The organism is Photorhabdus australis DSM 17609 (assembly GCF_000711895.1).
GTDB lineage: Bacteria > Pseudomonadota > Gammaproteobacteria > Enterobacterales > Enterobacteriaceae > Photorhabdus > Photorhabdus australis.
Map to the genome: position 1 here is coordinate 50,714 of NZ_JONO01000007.1, position 14,499 is coordinate 65,212.

The following is a 14,499-nucleotide window of genomic DNA, read 5'->3' on the forward strand; positions in this document are numbered from 1 at the left end:
AAAAGATTAACCCGCTAAATCCACGGGTTATTTGTTTATCTGGGATATTTGAGATTAAATAGTACTTCCTTGTCGATAAGCCAGAGCAACAGCTAAAGATTGCACTAAGCACAAAGTAGCAGACTGAGAACGAAATGCATCCACCTGCGCTTCTTTAACCACAAAACAGACATCACTGAAACTGGCAAGAGGACTAATCTGGCTATCAGTAATCACAATCTGTTTTGCCCCTGCCTTCGCCGCCCTCTCACTGATCATCAATGTCTCTTCTGCATAAGGAGTAAAACTGATTGAAACGACGACATCCTCTTCCCCAATTAAGTTGATCTGTTCCCTGAACATCCCCCCCAACCCATCCACCAGCAAAGGACGGCATTCCAAATGACTCAGAGCATAAGAAAGATAAGCCGCCACACTGAAAGAGCGGCGCAGTCCAATGATGTAGATACTCTTGGCCTGAGCTAATAAATTTACTGCGTTCTTTAAATCTTCAGGGTCGGTTCTGGCAGCTAACTGTTGCATCGCTTGTACATTAGAACGAGCAAATTCCTGCAAAATATGTTGCGGATCTTCTGGCGGCTCCTGCTCACCATCCAATTCTCTGAACAATCTGGCTCTGTCCGCATAACTGGCAGTCTCTTCCACCATATGCATGCGGAATAGCTGTTTCATTTCATTAAAACCACTGAAATCAAATGCATTAGCAAAACGAATTAATGTTGATGGAGGAACATCAGCTTCTTTGGCTATCACAGCAACAGTATCAAAAGCCACACTGTTAGTATTATCCAACACATATCGAGCCACTTGCTGTAAGCGTTTACTCAATTCACCATAACGGGAACGAACTTGTTCTTGAAATTCATTCAGATTCGATGCGACAGACATAAATCCCCCATAAAATTTATTGTCAACAATTGTAATAGTTTTACCATATAAGTTGAATCATATTTCATCTTTATCGTTAAAAATGAAATACATAATCCATTAAGTGTAACGAGCTATTATTATCACCTTATTGATTATTATCGCATCCTTCATTTAATTGCCCGTAATTCTAAAAACTTTACTCCGATCACACTAATCGTTTTTCATTCTAAATTAAATTGAAAATGAAATAAATATTTCATATATCTATTACTAATATTTCTGATTCAGTACAAACATCAAAATTCACGAGAGAGGCTCTGAATGGAACAAATAAAGAATTATGTTAACGGGCAACTCATTCCCAGTCACAACTCCCGTTTTTCTCCTGTTTTTAATCCAGCTACAGGTGAACAAATTCGTCAGGTAACATTAAGTACCGCCTCTGAGGTTGAACAAGCGATTGAAATTGCCCATCAAACCTACAGCGAATGGTCTAAAGTTTCACCACTTAAGCGAGCCCGTGTAATGTTCCAGTTCAAAGCATTACTGGAAGCTAATATGGACAAATTTGCACGTTTGATTACGGAAGAGCACGGAAAAATCTATTCAGATGCTATCGGTGAATTAACACGTGGTTTAGAAGTTGTCGAATTTGCCTGTGGTATTCCTCATCTGCAAAAAGGTGAGCATTCCGCTAATACCGGGACAGGTGTGGATAGCCATTCGTTAATGCAGCCTTTAGGTGTTTGCGCCGGAATTACCCCGTTTAACTTTCCAGCCATGGTTCCTATGTGGATGTTTCCTATTGCATTAGCTACGGGAAACACCTTTGTATTAAAACCATCAGAAAAAAATCCTTCTCTTGCTGTTGAATTAGCACTTCTGCTGCAACAAGCCGGTTTACCCAATGGCGTATTTAACGTTGTCAACGGCGATAAAGAAGCCGTCGACGTATTACTGACAGACCCGAGAGTGCAAGCCGTCAGCTTTGTTGGTTCGACCCCTGTTGCTGAATATATCTACACAACCGCCTCCGCTCATGGGAAACGCTGCCAAGCGCTAGGTGGTGCCAAAAATCACTGTATTCTGATGCCAGATGCCGACCTTGATATGGCTAGTAACGCTATTACAGGTGCAGCTTTTGGCGCCGCAGGTGAACGTTGCATGGCCTTGTCTGTTGTACTGGCAGTTGGGGATGAAACGGCTGATGCGCTCATTGAAAAATTACGTCAACAGATCAACAAAATGTCTGTCGGTCCCGGTATTGTGGAAGACAAAGAGCATGATATGGGGCCTGTTATCTCCGCCCAGCATCGAGCTAAAATCTGTGACTATATCGCTAATGGCGAACAACAAGGGGCCAGTTTGTTAATTGATGGCCGTCAACTCAACATCCCCGGTTATGAAAACGGCTATTTTATTGGCCCGACATTGTTTAATAACGTCACACCAGATATGAAAATCTATCAAGAGGAGATCTTCGGTCCAGTACTGGCAATTGTTCGGGTACCCGATTATGCCACCGCGTTAACACTAATTAACGAGCATCAATACGGCAATGGTACCGCTATATTCACCCGCGACGGAGAAACCGCCCGCCAGTTCAGCGAAGATGTACAAGCAGGTATGGTAGGCATCAATATCCCCATTCCAGTACCAATGGCATTCCACAGCTTTGGTGGTTGGAAACGCTCAATTTTTGGTCCACTTAACATTCACGGTAATGATGGTGTTCGCTTCTACACTCGCATGAAAACAGTCACCAGTCGCTGGCCGGCAAGTATCCGGTTAGAACATCATTCCAGCAGCTTTGTGATGCCAACAATGGAATAAAATGGGATTCTGTGACATGAACAAATCAACAATGACAACCGCACAGGCGCTGGTGAAATTCCTGAATCAACAGTATGTCGAAATAGATGATGAACAATATCCATTCATCAAAGGGATTTTTACTATTTTCGGCCACGGTAATGTTGTCGGATTAGGGCAAGCACTGGAGCAAGACTCTGGTCACTTGACCGTTTATCAGGGATGTAATGAGCAGGGAATGGCCCATATTGCAACAGGCTTCGCTAAACAGAAAAAGCGCAAACAGATTTTTGCAGTCACCTCATCTGTCGGCCCCGGTTCTGCCAATATGGTCACTGCTGCGGCCACTGCCACTGCTAATCGTATTCCTCTGTTATTACTACCCGGTGATCTCTTCGCCTGCCGCCAACCAGATCCCGTTTTACAACAGGTTGAACAGTTCCATGACTACACTATCAGCACTAATGACTGCTTCCGCCCTGTTTCCCGTTACTGGGACCGTATCTCCAGACCAGAGCAGTTAATGAGTGCGATGATTAATGCGATGCGAGTTTTGACCGATCCTGCTGATACCGGCGCAGTCACGATTTGTCTACCACAAGATGTTCAAGGCGAGATTTGGGATTTTCCTGACTATTTCTTTCAAAAACGGATTCATCGCATTGAACGTCGCCCAGCTTCTGCCGCCATGATCAACGATGCCGTGGCACTCATAAACCGCAAGAAAAAACCCTTACTCATCTGCGGTGGCGGTGTACGCTATTCAGAAGCCCATGAAGCTTTCCGTCAGTTCGCAGAAAACTTCAATATTCCTTTTGCTGAAACACAGGCTGGTAAAAGCGCTGTGATTGCCGACCATCCACTGAATTGTGGTGGTTTAGGCACAACGGGCTGCCTTGCTGCAAACCTGATAGCCAAAGAAGCCGATTTGATTATTGGCATCGGCACCCGATTTACTGATTTCACTACTGCATCTAAATCGCTATTTCAGCATCCGGATGTTGAATTTCTCACTATCAATGTCGCGGAATTCGATGCCTGTAAACTGGATGCAGTTCCCGTCGTAGCAGATGCCCGAGAGGGATTAAATGCCATTGCAGAGAAGCTTACTCTATTGAGCTATCGCAGCGGTTATCAGAATGAAATTTCTCAGGTACGGGAAGCATGGCGAAAAGAATTAAACCGTCTGTTTGAAATTCAGTATCAGCAAGGTTTCATTCCAGAAATTTCTGGTCATCTTGATGATAAATTGGAAGAGTACAGTCAGGCATTACAAACCCAACTAACACAAACCAGGGTATTGGGATTATTAGACAAATATCTTGAACCTGACGCGATTATTGTTAGCGCATCAGGCTCCCTGCCGGGTGACTTACAGCGGTTGTGGCAACCTAAACAACCGGATACCTATCATCTTGAGTATGGCTATTCCTGCATGGGTTATGAGATAGCCGCTGCTATTGGAGCCAAACTATCCTGCCCCAACCAACCCGTCTATGCCGTAGCGGGTGATGGCGCTTATATGATGCTGCATTCAGAGCTGCAAACCGCAGTACAGGAAAACATCAAGATTACCGTACTGCTGTTTGATAACGCCGGATTCGGCTGTATCAATAATCTGCAAATGAGCCAAGGGATGGGCAGTTTTGCAACAGAAAATCGTTACCGAAATCCAGAAAGTAACAACATGGATGGCAACCTGATTAAGGTCGATTTCGCCAAAAATGCAGAAAGTTACGGCTGCAAAAGTTACCGAGTCCATGATGAGCAACAACTGCTGTATGCATTACAAGAAGCCAGAAAACAAACTGTACCCGTGTTAATAGATATCAAAGTTCTACCCAAGACCATGACGCACGACTATGAATCATGGTGGCGAATAGGGACAGCACAAGTAGCCCAAAACCCGGCTGTAGAATCCGCCTCAGAGAGGATAAAGGAGATAATTGCAACCAAAATACGTCAATACTAAAAGCGAGTGGCCTGTTATCTAACAGGCCATTTTCCCTTTTTTGACCATTCCAAAATCCCTTTTCGAAATTTTTATTTCGAAAAATATCCATTTTTCCTCCCTCTAGTTCCCATTACCAAACCTAGTAATCACTTAGCAAAAACAACTTTATCATTTGTTTTTAAAGGAAAATATAACAAATTCATTTAGTGAAAATCTGACTTTAAGTGATCTATTTAACACAAATTTAATATTATCATTAACAAAATGCTATCCGGAACACAAAAATATAATTTCAAATAAACGTTAAATTGAAATAAATGTTCCATATGATATATTTCTAAGTATACCCAAAGCAGATATTCAGGTATCAAGGAGCATCTATGTTCAACATCGCATTATTTGGCGCCGGACGGATTGGACAAGTACACTCGGTAAATATCACTAACCATAAAGAAACTTGCCTTTATTCCGTTGTCGATCCACATCAAAAAAGTGCTGAACTTTTAGCACAAAAATATCAGGCAAAAATACAAACTATTGAACAGGCAATGTCTGATCCCAAAATAGATGGTGTTCTTATTGCTTCAGCAACAGACACCCATGCAAGCTTGATTGAACTCGCAGCAAAACATCGCAAAAAAATCTTCTGCGAAAAGCCTGTTCACCTGGATATTGAACGTGTTCGTCATTGCCTTAAGACGGTTGAACAATATCAGATCCCGCTATTTGTTGGCTTTAATCGTCGTTACGATCCCCAATTTCGTCGAGTAAAAACCCTATTTGATACTGGTACGATAGGAAAAGCTGAATCTCTGCTAATTACTTCCCGTGATCCCTCTCCTCCTTCTGTTGAATATGTCAAAGTTTCTGGTGGTATGTTCCGAGATATGACAATACACGATTTCGATATGGCGCGTTTTATTATTGGTGAAGAGCCATATTCAATCTATGCACAAGGCAGCAACTTGGTTGATCCCGCAATTGGTCAGGCCGGTGATATTGATACCGCCTTTATTGTTATGAAATTCCCATCAGGTGCAATAGCCGCTATTACTAATAGCCGACGCTCCGGTTATGGCTATGATCAGAGGATTGAATTACACGGTGAAAAAGGGCTACTTAGTGCCGGTAATATCAAAGAAAACAGTGTTGAACTTTGGGAAAACTCGGGTTGTTTAACAGCCAAGCCAGAGCATTTCTTTCTGCAACGTTATCGGGAGGCGTATATTGCAGAATGGGATCATTTTGTCGATGTCATGGCTGATCGTGCTATACCAGAATGTAGTGGTTCAGATGGTGAACAGGCTCTTTATTTGGCAGACAAAGCTTTCGAATCTCTGCACTCCGGTAAAGAGGTCAGATTATAAAACAGGCCCATGCCTGAATAACTAACTCATATTTATTTTCACAACAAAAACGGGAAAAATCTTTTTTCTCGTCAGCACATTGCTGCCTGAAAAAAATAAATCAGGCGTGGAGGATAGTATGTTAGCTTTTCTCTCATTTCTCAGTTTTACCCTATTAGTCGCGGGCTTTTCTTATTACAAAACACATAATGCCCGCCTGACAAAATCTACTGAAGGTTATTTTCTCGGCGGTCGTTCTTTGACAGGTATTTACATTGGAAGTTCAATGTTACTCATGAACCTCTCCACCGAACATTTAATTGGATTGAATGGCTTAGCATTCCGAACTGGGTTTATTGTCATGGCCTGGGAAGTTATCGCAGCAATGACCATCGTTCTATTTGCCATTTATTTTCTACCTAAGTACTTGAAACTTGGCATTTCTACTATACCAGAATATCTAGAACGCCGATTTGATAAAAATACCCTGCTTATTACCTCAATTCTATTTCTGGCTATGTATGTTATTTCTCTATTGCCCATTGTACTGTATACCGGTGCAATTGCACTGGAAAGTTTGTTTCAGGTTTCCAATATATTCAACGTGGATAAAACAACGGCCTTATGGATTATGGTTTGGGGAGTAGGTGGATTAGGTGCAATCTATGCCATTTTTGGTGGCATAAAAGCCATTGCAGTAGCGGATACTATTAACGGCGCTGGTTTAATCGTTGGCGGGTTAATGGTAACAATATTTGCTTTGCTCTATGTCGGTAATGGCAATGCCTGGAGTGGATTAGTTGAAGTCTATCAAGCTAATCCCAATAAATTTAATTCTATCGGTAGCGAAGATTCTCTCGTTCCATTTTCCACATTATTTACTGGCCTAATGATTTCCAATATGTTTTTCTGGTGTACCAATCAATCCATTGTTCAAAAAGCCCTTGGGGCAAAAAACCTGGCAGAAGGGCAAAAAGGTGTCATGCTGTGTGCTTTCTTTAAGTTAATTATTCCCTCCATTATTATTCTGCCAGGCATTATTGCTTTCCATATTTTCAAAGGGCAAATAGACAATCCAGATAACGCCTATCCAGAATTAGTACATTTGGTTCTGCCTGAAATATTGGTTGGCTTCTTTGCTGCGGTTGTTGTTGGCGCAGTATTTTCTACATTTAGTGGCGGCCTTAATTCATCCGTAACACTCTTTATCGTTAATATCTACAAACCACGAATCAATAAAAATGCAACCGAATCCCAAACAGTTATTGTTAGTCAATATCTGGGGCTTGGGCTGGCACTCATTACCATGATCGTTGCGCCATTAGTCGCAAATGCACCGGAGGGTTTATTTTATCTCATTCAACAATTACAAGGGATTTTTAACGCACCAATTCTTAGCGTAGTATTAATCGGCCTGATGACTAAGCGTGTCCCCCCTATTGCCGCTAAACTCGGCCTGTTATTTGGTATGTCCGCCTATATTATCTGTAATTTTATTCTGAAAATTAATCTGCATTTCTTTCATCTGGTTGGTATTCTGTTTGCTATTAATATTATTTTCATGCTGATTATTGGCTATTTCTTTCCGGCCAAACCATTTGAAGATGTTTATACCGAACAAGTAAATATTACACCTTGGTCTATGGTTAAACCTGTTGCATGGTTAATTATATTGGGTTCGATTTCTATGTATGTATTTCTCGCACATCATGCCCCCCCAATAATTATGGCTATTTATTACCTGTTTGCTGCATTAGTGTTGTTTTATGTGTTCTATAAAATGGGTAAGTCCTTATTTAGTAAGTAAAATAATAGAGGAATCTCTTCCCTAAAATAAAGGGAAGAGATTATTTATGTAATTTTCTCCCACGATTAAGTTATCAGCACCCTATTTTCCCAGAGAATATATAGAATAAAATTTTCAATTCTCCATTTATTTCACTATTACTTCTCTATAATGAATAAAAAATAATAAAATTATCCTTATTTAACATAATATTACATTAAAAACCCTGATCAGATCACACATTAAAATCAATGTTTCTAATTTTATTGAAAACGGAATAAATATTTCGTATAACAAGAATACAACAACAACCCGGGTTAACTGACAACAGGCAAGAACTTACTGTAAACAATAGACAATCTGTCAACTTCCATTCGGAGAAACACAGCTATGAAAGAGATTCGTATCGGCTTAATCGGTACTGGTTACATCGGGCGGACACATGCAATTGCGTATGCGCAGGCTCCTACTGTTTTCCCTCTGAAAGGCAGGTTAGTTCGTGACATGGTAGCGGAAGTTTCCGCTGAATTTGCAGCAAAACAATCTGAAATATTAGGCTTTCGGCGTTTTACCGATAATTGGCACGAACTAGTTGCAGATCCTGAGATTGATATTGTTGATATCTGTTCACCAAATTTTCTTCACAAAGAGATGGCTCTCGAAGCAATCAAACACGGTAAACACGTTTATTGCGAAAAACCACTGGCACTGAATTCAGCTGATGCAAAACTCATGGTCGAAGCAGCCCAAAAAGCCGGAGTAAAGACACTAGTAGGATTTAACTATGTAAAAAATCCTACGTCACAACTGGCCAAAGAGATCATTGCAAACGGAGAAATTGGCGAAATCATTCACTTCTATGGCACTCATAACGAGGACTATATGGCCAATCCACACAGCCCTATCCACTGGCACTGTTTCAAAGATCAAGCAGGATTAGGTGCGTTGGGCGATCTTGCAGCTCATATCATTAACATGGCGCAATATCTGGTCGGTGATATCCAAATTGTTTGTGCAGACATGGCAACTGTCATCAAAGAACGACCAGAAAAAATAGGTTCCAGCATGATGGTTACGGTAGAAAACGAAGATCAGGCACATGCTATGGTACGTTTCAGCAGCGGAGCAATGGGTATTATTGAAACTTCACGAGTTGCCTGTGGCCGGAAAATGGGCTTGAGCTATATCATCACAGGAACAAAAGGCACTTTAAGTTTCACCCAGGAAAGAATGGCTGAATTGAAACTTTATCGCCATGATGACCCTATAAATCGTCAAGGGTTTAAAACTATTCTTGTTGGTCCAGAACATCCTGACTACGCACCATTCTGTCACGGTGCCGGTCACGGCATTGGCTTCAATGATCAAAAAACAGTGGAAATCAGGGACTTGATTAATGGCATCGCCAGCAATAAAGAGATGTGGCCGGATTTCACTGAAGGTTGGAAAGTTTCACGCATTCTGGATGCCATTGCGCGTTCTTATAAAGAGCAACGTTGGGTGAATGTCACTGAAATCAATTAAATTTCCTCGTCAACGCTCCTCCACCGGAGCACACATAGCAACACGTGATGTTGTACTCAGAAGGATTGTTCAATGGACAAACAAAAAAAGTTTGATGTCATTTGTATGGGAAGAATTGCCGTTGACCTTTATGGTCAGCAAATTGGGGCACGTCTGGAAGATATGGGAAGCTTCGCAAAATATCTTGGTGGTTCTTCCGGCAATGTTGCCTATGGTACCGCCCGCCAGGGACTTAAATCCTCCATGCTAGCCAGAGTCGGTGATGAGCATATGGGGCGTTTCCTTAGGGAAGAGTTGCAAAGTGTTGGCTGTGATACCAGCCATCTAATCACTGACAAAGAACGTCTTACCGCACTGGTAATTATGGGGATCAAAAATAAAACAACTTTTCCGCTGATCTTCTATCGTGATAATTGCGCCGATATGGCAATCACCCGTGATGATTTCAATGAAGAATACATTGCATCAGCCCGTTGTTTAGCAATCACCGGCACACACCTTTCTCACCCCAATACCCGTGATGCCGTACTGACCGCCCTCAATTACGCCCGCAGTAATGGCGTCAAAACAGTTATTGATATTGATTATCGCCCTGTCCTTTGGGGGCTGACTTCTTTGGGAGACGGTGAAACCCGTTATATCGAATCAGGACCGGTGACAACTCAGTTACAGGAAGTGTTATCGCTGTTTGACCTGATTGTTGGAACAGAGGAAGAGTTTCACATCGCAGGTGGTTCGACAAATACTATCGAAGCACTACGCAATATCCGTAAGCTGACGGCTGCTGAACTGGTCTGTAAACGCGGGCCGTTGGGATGCTCTGTTTTTAACGCAGGAATTCCTGATGATCTGGATGATGGCATTACCGTACAGGGAATTCGGGTTGATGTACTCAACGTGCTCGGTGCAGGAGATGCTTTTATGTCCGGCCTGTTACGCGGTTATCTTAATAATGAAAGTTGGGAAAAAGCCTGTACCTACGCTAATGCTTGTGGTGCATTAGTCGTCTCCCGTCATGGATGTGCTCCAGCAATGCCGGATAAAACAGAGCTTGATAACTATCTGTCACGAGCCAATCAGATGCTACGCCCTAATTTAGATGAAACACTTAATCACCTTCACCGTATTGGTGCCCGTAAAAAGCAGTGGGATGAACTGTGTGTGATGGCATTTGACCACCGTATCCAATTTATTGAAATGGCCCGTCAAGCAAATGCCAGTATCAAACGTATTTCATCATTAAAACAACTTTTACTACGCGCCAGTCTGGAAGTTGCCGAAGAAGCCGGATTACAAGGGAAAGCAGGTCTGTTATGTGATGACACTTTTGGTCAAGATGTTTTAAACGAAATTACTGGTCAAGGTTGGTGGATAGGTCGCCCAATCGAGCTACCGGGCTCTCGTCCGCTTTGTCTGGAACATGGCAACATTGGTTCCCAACTTATTGACTGGCCACTGGAACACATTGTCAAATGTCTGGTGTTTTTCCATCCAGAAGATACTCACCCACTCCGTCAGGAACAAGAAGAAAAAATTCAAGAAATTTATGCCGCATGCTGTAAATCTGGTCACGAACTTTTACTGGAAGTGATTCTACCTGCAGAAATGAAGCACTCGGATGAATTCTATATCCGCGCACTTAAGCGCTTTTATAACCTCGGAGTTAAACCGGATTGGTGGAAACTTCCCCCGCTCAGTGCCGATAGTTGGGACAGCATTAACTCTCTCATCCAACTGAGGGACCCCTATTGTCGTGGTGTCGTTATTCTTGGCCTTGATGCTCCACAAGAAGAACTAGAAATAGGTTTCAATGCCACAGCAGGTAAACCTATCGTCAAAGGTTTTGCCGTTGGAAGAACCTTGTTCGGTCAACCATCCCTCCAATGGCTAAAAAACGAGATCGACGATAACCGTTTGATCCAGAAGATAAAAACCAACTATCACAACCTGATTAGCCTATGGCGTCAGCGTGGATAGCAACATAACAAAATTATTTTATTCAACAGGAGCCCCATCATGGCTGTTCAACTTGGTATCAACCCTCTGACCTGGACTAATGATGACTTACCCACTCTCGGCGCAGAAACCCCTCTGGAAACCTGCCTAACCGAAGGTCGTCAGGCTGGATTTGCTGGTTTTGAACTGGGTAATAAGTTCCCTCGTCAGGCCAGCATATTAGGCCCAATTCTTGCCGAACACGATCTAAAACTGGTTTCTGGCTGGTATTCTGGCGAATTACTCACCCGTTCAGTCGCAGAAGAGATTCAAGCGGTACAATCTCATCTGACCCTACTGCACGAACTTGGGGCTAATGTCATGGTATTTGCTGAAGTGACAAATTGTATTCACGGCGATCAAAACAGACCCGTTCATCTTCGTCCTCAATTTCCGGCTGATCGCTGGCAAGAATATGGTGAGAAATTGACTGAATTCGCCTGCTACACTCAAGAACAAGGTGTTCAGATTGCTTATCACCACCATATGGGAACCGTCATTGAAACCGCGGAAGATGTTGATCATCTGATGGAAAATACCGGTGATGAAGTTGGATTACTACTGGATACCGGTCATCTGACATTTGCTGGTGCTAACCCTCTAACTGTTGCAGAACGCTGGGCAAAACGCATTAATCATGTTCACTGTAAAGACATCCGACCAGATGTACTTAATGATGTGAAAAACCGTAAAACCAGTTTCCTTGATGCTGTATTGAATGGTGTATTTACAGTGCCGGGGGATGGTTGCGTTGATTATGCCTCAATTTTTCAGGTACTGAAAAAGCACCATTATAACGGCTGGCTGGTGGTTGAAGCAGAACAAGATCCTGCGATTGCTCACCCATTCACCTACTCAACGATGGGTTATAACAATTTACATCAACTTGCCAGAAATGCAGGGTTACTTTAATTAGTCACTTATTTGACTCATGCAAAAGCGATACTGAGGTAAGTAACATGTCCAGATTATTATCAAAATATCATGTACCGGATCAGAACAAACGAACTCAACATATCACGCCAGAATCGGCAAACTGGCGATATGTCCACTTTGATGTTTATGAATTGGCCTTAGGTGAAAAAGTCACATTACCCTCATCAGAAAACGAAACCTGTCTGGTTTTAATTGCAGGAAAAGCCACAGTGACTACGCCACATCAGCAATTTGAGCATATTGGCAATCGTATGGAGCCATTTGAACGTAAAAAACCTTATGCCGTTTACATCACTGCAGGGGAATCTGTTGAAATTATTGCTGACACCGCTCTCGAATTAGCTGTATGCCAGGCACCGGGAAAAGGAAGTTATCCGACTCGACTGATTGCACCACAGGATATTGATGCAGAACAACGTGGAAACGGCTACAACCAGCGCTATGTTCACAACATCCTACCGGACAATAAACCTGCTGATAGCTTGTTGGTAGTGGAAGTCTTTACCGACGAAGGCTGCACCAGTTCCTACCCTAGCCATAAACACGATACAGGCGATGAACCACGAGAAACCTATCTGGAGGAAACCTACTACCACCGTCTGAACCCATCTCAAGGATTTTGCATGCAACGGGTCTATACCGATGACCGTTCACTGGATGAATCAATAGCTGTTTACAACAAGGATGTGGTAATGGTTCCCAAAGGCTATCATCCAGTGGCAACCATTGCTGGTTACGACAACTATTATCTCAATGTCATGGCAGGACCAACCCGCAAATGGTTATTTACCTGGGAAAAGGATCATCAATGGGTTAATAGTGAAGAATATGCTCAGAAGCACAAGAAATGATGCATATTTAGATGGAAGCATTTAGCGCATTCAATCGAGTGCGCTGCTGCCTGTACGGCAGTGACGAAAAACCCCTCACAGGGCTGTATTTCATGTTTATTCTGTCTGTCAAAGAAGTGCTATAAGCCAAGCTCTGAGTGAGAACCAAGGCGGACGAGGCGCAATGTGTCCGCATCGGGTTTCTGATAAATCAGTATCAAGTCAGGTTTGATATGACAATCTCTAAAATCCTTCCAATCACCAGAAAGAGCATGATCGCAATATTTCTGCTCTAACAAGCTATCAGAAGCCAATAATTCAATCATCGGCATCAGTGCATCATCAAGAATTTCACGATGCCGACCTTTCTTTTCTCTCTTGTAATCTCGCTTGAACTGGCTTGCGTAATCAATCGTCCGCATTAAGATCAGCCATTAAATCTTTTACTGTGGAGAATGATTTACCGCAACCGTTGCGAGCTTCTTTCATTGCGGCTATTGTTGTTTCATTGGGTATTAAAGGTTCAAAAGGTAACATTTTTTCTCTTGCTACTCGCGTTAACATCATGCGCACAGCATCTGATACAGTCAGCCCCATAGCAGCCAGAACCGCAGCCGCCTCTGCCTTAATCTCCCCATTAATACGGGTTTGTACTAATTGGTTTGTAGCCATATTAAGAACTCTCATTGAATGACATTGTCATGCAATCTTAATTCAATGAATATTCTATAGTCAACTTTAAATGAGCCAAAAACAACCCCGACATCGTAGCGGGGTTACTTTAGCTAGTCATCCCTGGCTTTTTCTAAGTGCCTGTGCGGCAGTGAACCTAATGGGACTGTCAGTGCTGCAAAAGTCATTTTTCTAAGCTGCCTGTGCGGCAGTGAACGAAATAATGAGAGCGATAAGTATTGAAATGCTTTTCTAAGCTGCCTGTGCGGCAGTGAACATATGACTGCCGATCTTGATGGCACAACTCAATTTCTAAGCTGCCTGTGCGGCAGTGAACGTGTTATCTGGAAATCAAATAGGAATAAACAATTTCTAAGCTGCCTGTGCGGCAGTGAACGATTCATAACTCCCCCTGGAATTGCTTATAAGTTTCTAAGCTGCCTGTGCGGCAGTGAACCATTGTTGTCTCGACTCAAAGATTCTGCGATCTTTCTAAGCTGCCTGTGCGGCAGTGAACAATACCAATAGTCCGCCGCCGCCTGATTGCATTTTCTAAGCTGCCTGTGCGGCAGTGAACCCGTGAAAGACACTGGCCCGGCCCGTGACGAATTTCTAAGCTGCCTGTGCGGCAGTGAACCATCTGAGGAACTCAAATCATGTGCGGAAGTCTTTCTAAGCTGCCTGTGCGGCAGTGAACAGTTAGGAAACAATTATAACCTCCTGATTATTAAAAAACATAGTTATAAAAAGTGGAAAAAACCCTTTTTATTAGCA

11 protein-coding genes and 1 CRISPR repeat array are annotated in these 14,499 nt (G+C 42.6%); of the genes, 8 read left to right on the plus strand and 3 right to left on the minus strand.

The window, feature by feature from the left end; genetic code table 11:
- Nucleotides 1-54: 54 nt before the first annotated feature.
- Nucleotides 55-888: a MurR/RpiR family transcriptional regulator gene (locus BO26_RS03340; RefSeq protein WP_036768733.1), complete on the minus strand. Its 834-nt coding sequence runs from the start codon at nucleotides 886-888 to the stop codon at nucleotides 55-57.
- Nucleotides 889-1,191: 303 nt separating this feature from the next.
- Between BO26_RS03340 and BO26_RS03345 the strand changes: the two genes are divergently transcribed.
- The 8 genes from BO26_RS03345 (at nucleotide 1,192) to iolB (ending at nucleotide 13,074) form a co-directional block, all read left to right on the plus strand.
- The gene (locus BO26_RS03345) at nucleotides 1,192-2,703 is read left to right on the plus strand and encodes a CoA-acylating methylmalonate-semialdehyde dehydrogenase (RefSeq protein WP_036768736.1); all 1,512 of its coding nucleotides are present in this window, start codon (nucleotides 1,192-1,194) and stop codon (nucleotides 2,701-2,703) included.
- A 16-nt stretch (nucleotides 2,704-2,719) separates the two neighbouring features.
- Nucleotides 2,720-4,654: a 3D-(3,5/4)-trihydroxycyclohexane-1,2-dione acylhydrolase (decyclizing) gene (iolD, locus tag BO26_RS03350; protein ID WP_201771242.1), complete on the plus strand. Its 1,935-nt coding sequence runs from the start codon at nucleotides 2,720-2,722 to the stop codon at nucleotides 4,652-4,654.
- A 362-nt stretch (nucleotides 4,655-5,016) separates the two neighbouring features.
- Nucleotides 5,017-6,003, plus strand: coding sequence for an inositol 2-dehydrogenase (gene iolG, locus BO26_RS03355; RefSeq protein WP_036768741.1), 987 nt, complete (start codon nucleotides 5,017-5,019; stop codon nucleotides 6,001-6,003).
- A gap of 118 nt (nucleotides 6,004-6,121) precedes the next feature.
- Nucleotides 6,122-7,789 carry a solute:sodium symporter family transporter gene (locus BO26_RS03360; RefSeq protein WP_036768743.1) on the plus strand — a complete coding sequence of 556 codons (1,668 nt, stop codon included), beginning with the start codon at nucleotides 6,122-6,124 and terminating at the stop codon, nucleotides 7,787-7,789.
- A gap of 369 nt (nucleotides 7,790-8,158) precedes the next feature.
- The gene (locus BO26_RS03365; protein ID WP_036768745.1) at nucleotides 8,159-9,292 is read left to right on the plus strand and encodes a Gfo/Idh/MocA family protein; all 1,134 of its coding nucleotides are present in this window, start codon (nucleotides 8,159-8,161) and stop codon (nucleotides 9,290-9,292) included.
- Between the two features lie 72 nt (nucleotides 9,293-9,364).
- Nucleotides 9,365-11,269: a bifunctional 5-dehydro-2-deoxygluconokinase/5-dehydro-2-deoxyphosphogluconate aldolase gene (locus BO26_RS03370; RefSeq protein WP_036768748.1), complete on the plus strand. Its 1,905-nt coding sequence runs from the start codon at nucleotides 9,365-9,367 to the stop codon at nucleotides 11,267-11,269.
- 39 nt (nucleotides 11,270-11,308) lie between these two features.
- Nucleotides 11,309-12,199, plus strand: coding sequence for a myo-inosose-2 dehydratase (gene iolE, locus BO26_RS03375; protein WP_036768750.1), 891 nt, complete (start codon nucleotides 11,309-11,311; stop codon nucleotides 12,197-12,199).
- A 47-nt stretch (nucleotides 12,200-12,246) separates the two neighbouring features.
- On the plus strand, nucleotides 12,247-13,074 hold the full coding sequence (iolB, locus tag BO26_RS03380) for a 5-deoxy-glucuronate isomerase (RefSeq protein ID WP_036768752.1): 828 nt from the start codon (nucleotides 12,247-12,249) through the stop codon (nucleotides 13,072-13,074).
- Nucleotides 13,075-13,193: 119 nt separating this feature from the next.
- Here iolB and BO26_RS03385 read toward each other — a convergent pair whose 3' ends face one another.
- Together BO26_RS03385 and BO26_RS03390 are read right to left on the minus strand one after the other, a co-directional pair.
- The gene (locus BO26_RS03385; RefSeq protein WP_036768754.1) at nucleotides 13,194-13,475 is read right to left on the minus strand and encodes a type II toxin-antitoxin system YafQ family toxin; all 282 of its coding nucleotides are present in this window, start codon (nucleotides 13,473-13,475) and stop codon (nucleotides 13,194-13,196) included.
- Nucleotides 13,462-13,725 carry a type II toxin-antitoxin system RelB/DinJ family antitoxin gene (locus BO26_RS03390; protein ID WP_036768756.1) on the minus strand — a complete coding sequence of 88 codons (264 nt, stop codon included), beginning with the start codon at nucleotides 13,723-13,725 and terminating at the stop codon, nucleotides 13,462-13,464. The genes BO26_RS03385 and BO26_RS03390 overlap by 14 nt, the downstream gene beginning before the upstream one ends.
- Before the next feature lie 129 nt (nucleotides 13,726-13,854).
- Nucleotides 13,855-14,422: direct repeats of the CRISPR family, unit length 28 nt; unit sequence TTTCTAAGCTGCCTGTGCGGCAGTGAAC.
- The last annotated feature ends 77 nt before the right edge of the window (nucleotides 14,423-14,499 follow it).

What these genes read in the sequence shown, in the direction of transcription:
- BO26_RS03390 (WP_036768756.1), bottom strand. Translation starts at nt 13,725, where the DNA reads ATGGCTACAAACCAATTAGTACAAACCCGTATTAATGGGGAGATTAAG.
- BO26_RS03340 (WP_036768733.1), bottom strand. Translation starts at nt 888, where the DNA reads ATGTCTGTCGCATCGAATCTGAATGAATTTCAAGAACAAGTTCGTTCC.
- iolG (WP_036768741.1), top strand. Translation starts at nt 5,017, where the DNA reads ATGTTCAACATCGCATTATTTGGCGCCGGACGGATTGGACAAGTACAC.
- BO26_RS03365 (WP_036768745.1), top strand. Translation starts at nt 8,159, where the DNA reads ATGAAAGAGATTCGTATCGGCTTAATCGGTACTGGTTACATCGGGCGG.
- BO26_RS03345 (WP_036768736.1), top strand. Translation starts at nt 1,192, where the DNA reads ATGGAACAAATAAAGAATTATGTTAACGGGCAACTCATTCCCAGTCAC.
- iolD (WP_201771242.1), top strand. Translation starts at nt 2,720, where the DNA reads ATGAACAAATCAACAATGACAACCGCACAGGCGCTGGTGAAATTCCTG.
- BO26_RS03385 (WP_036768754.1), bottom strand. Translation starts at nt 13,475, where the DNA reads ATGCGGACGATTGATTACGCAAGCCAGTTCAAGCGAGATTACAAGAGA.
- BO26_RS03360 (WP_036768743.1), top strand. Translation starts at nt 6,122, where the DNA reads ATGTTAGCTTTTCTCTCATTTCTCAGTTTTACCCTATTAGTCGCGGGC.
- iolE (WP_036768750.1), top strand. Translation starts at nt 11,309, where the DNA reads ATGGCTGTTCAACTTGGTATCAACCCTCTGACCTGGACTAATGATGAC.
- BO26_RS03370 (WP_036768748.1), top strand. Translation starts at nt 9,365, where the DNA reads ATGGACAAACAAAAAAAGTTTGATGTCATTTGTATGGGAAGAATTGCC.
- iolB (WP_036768752.1), top strand. Translation starts at nt 12,247, where the DNA reads ATGTCCAGATTATTATCAAAATATCATGTACCGGATCAGAACAAACGA.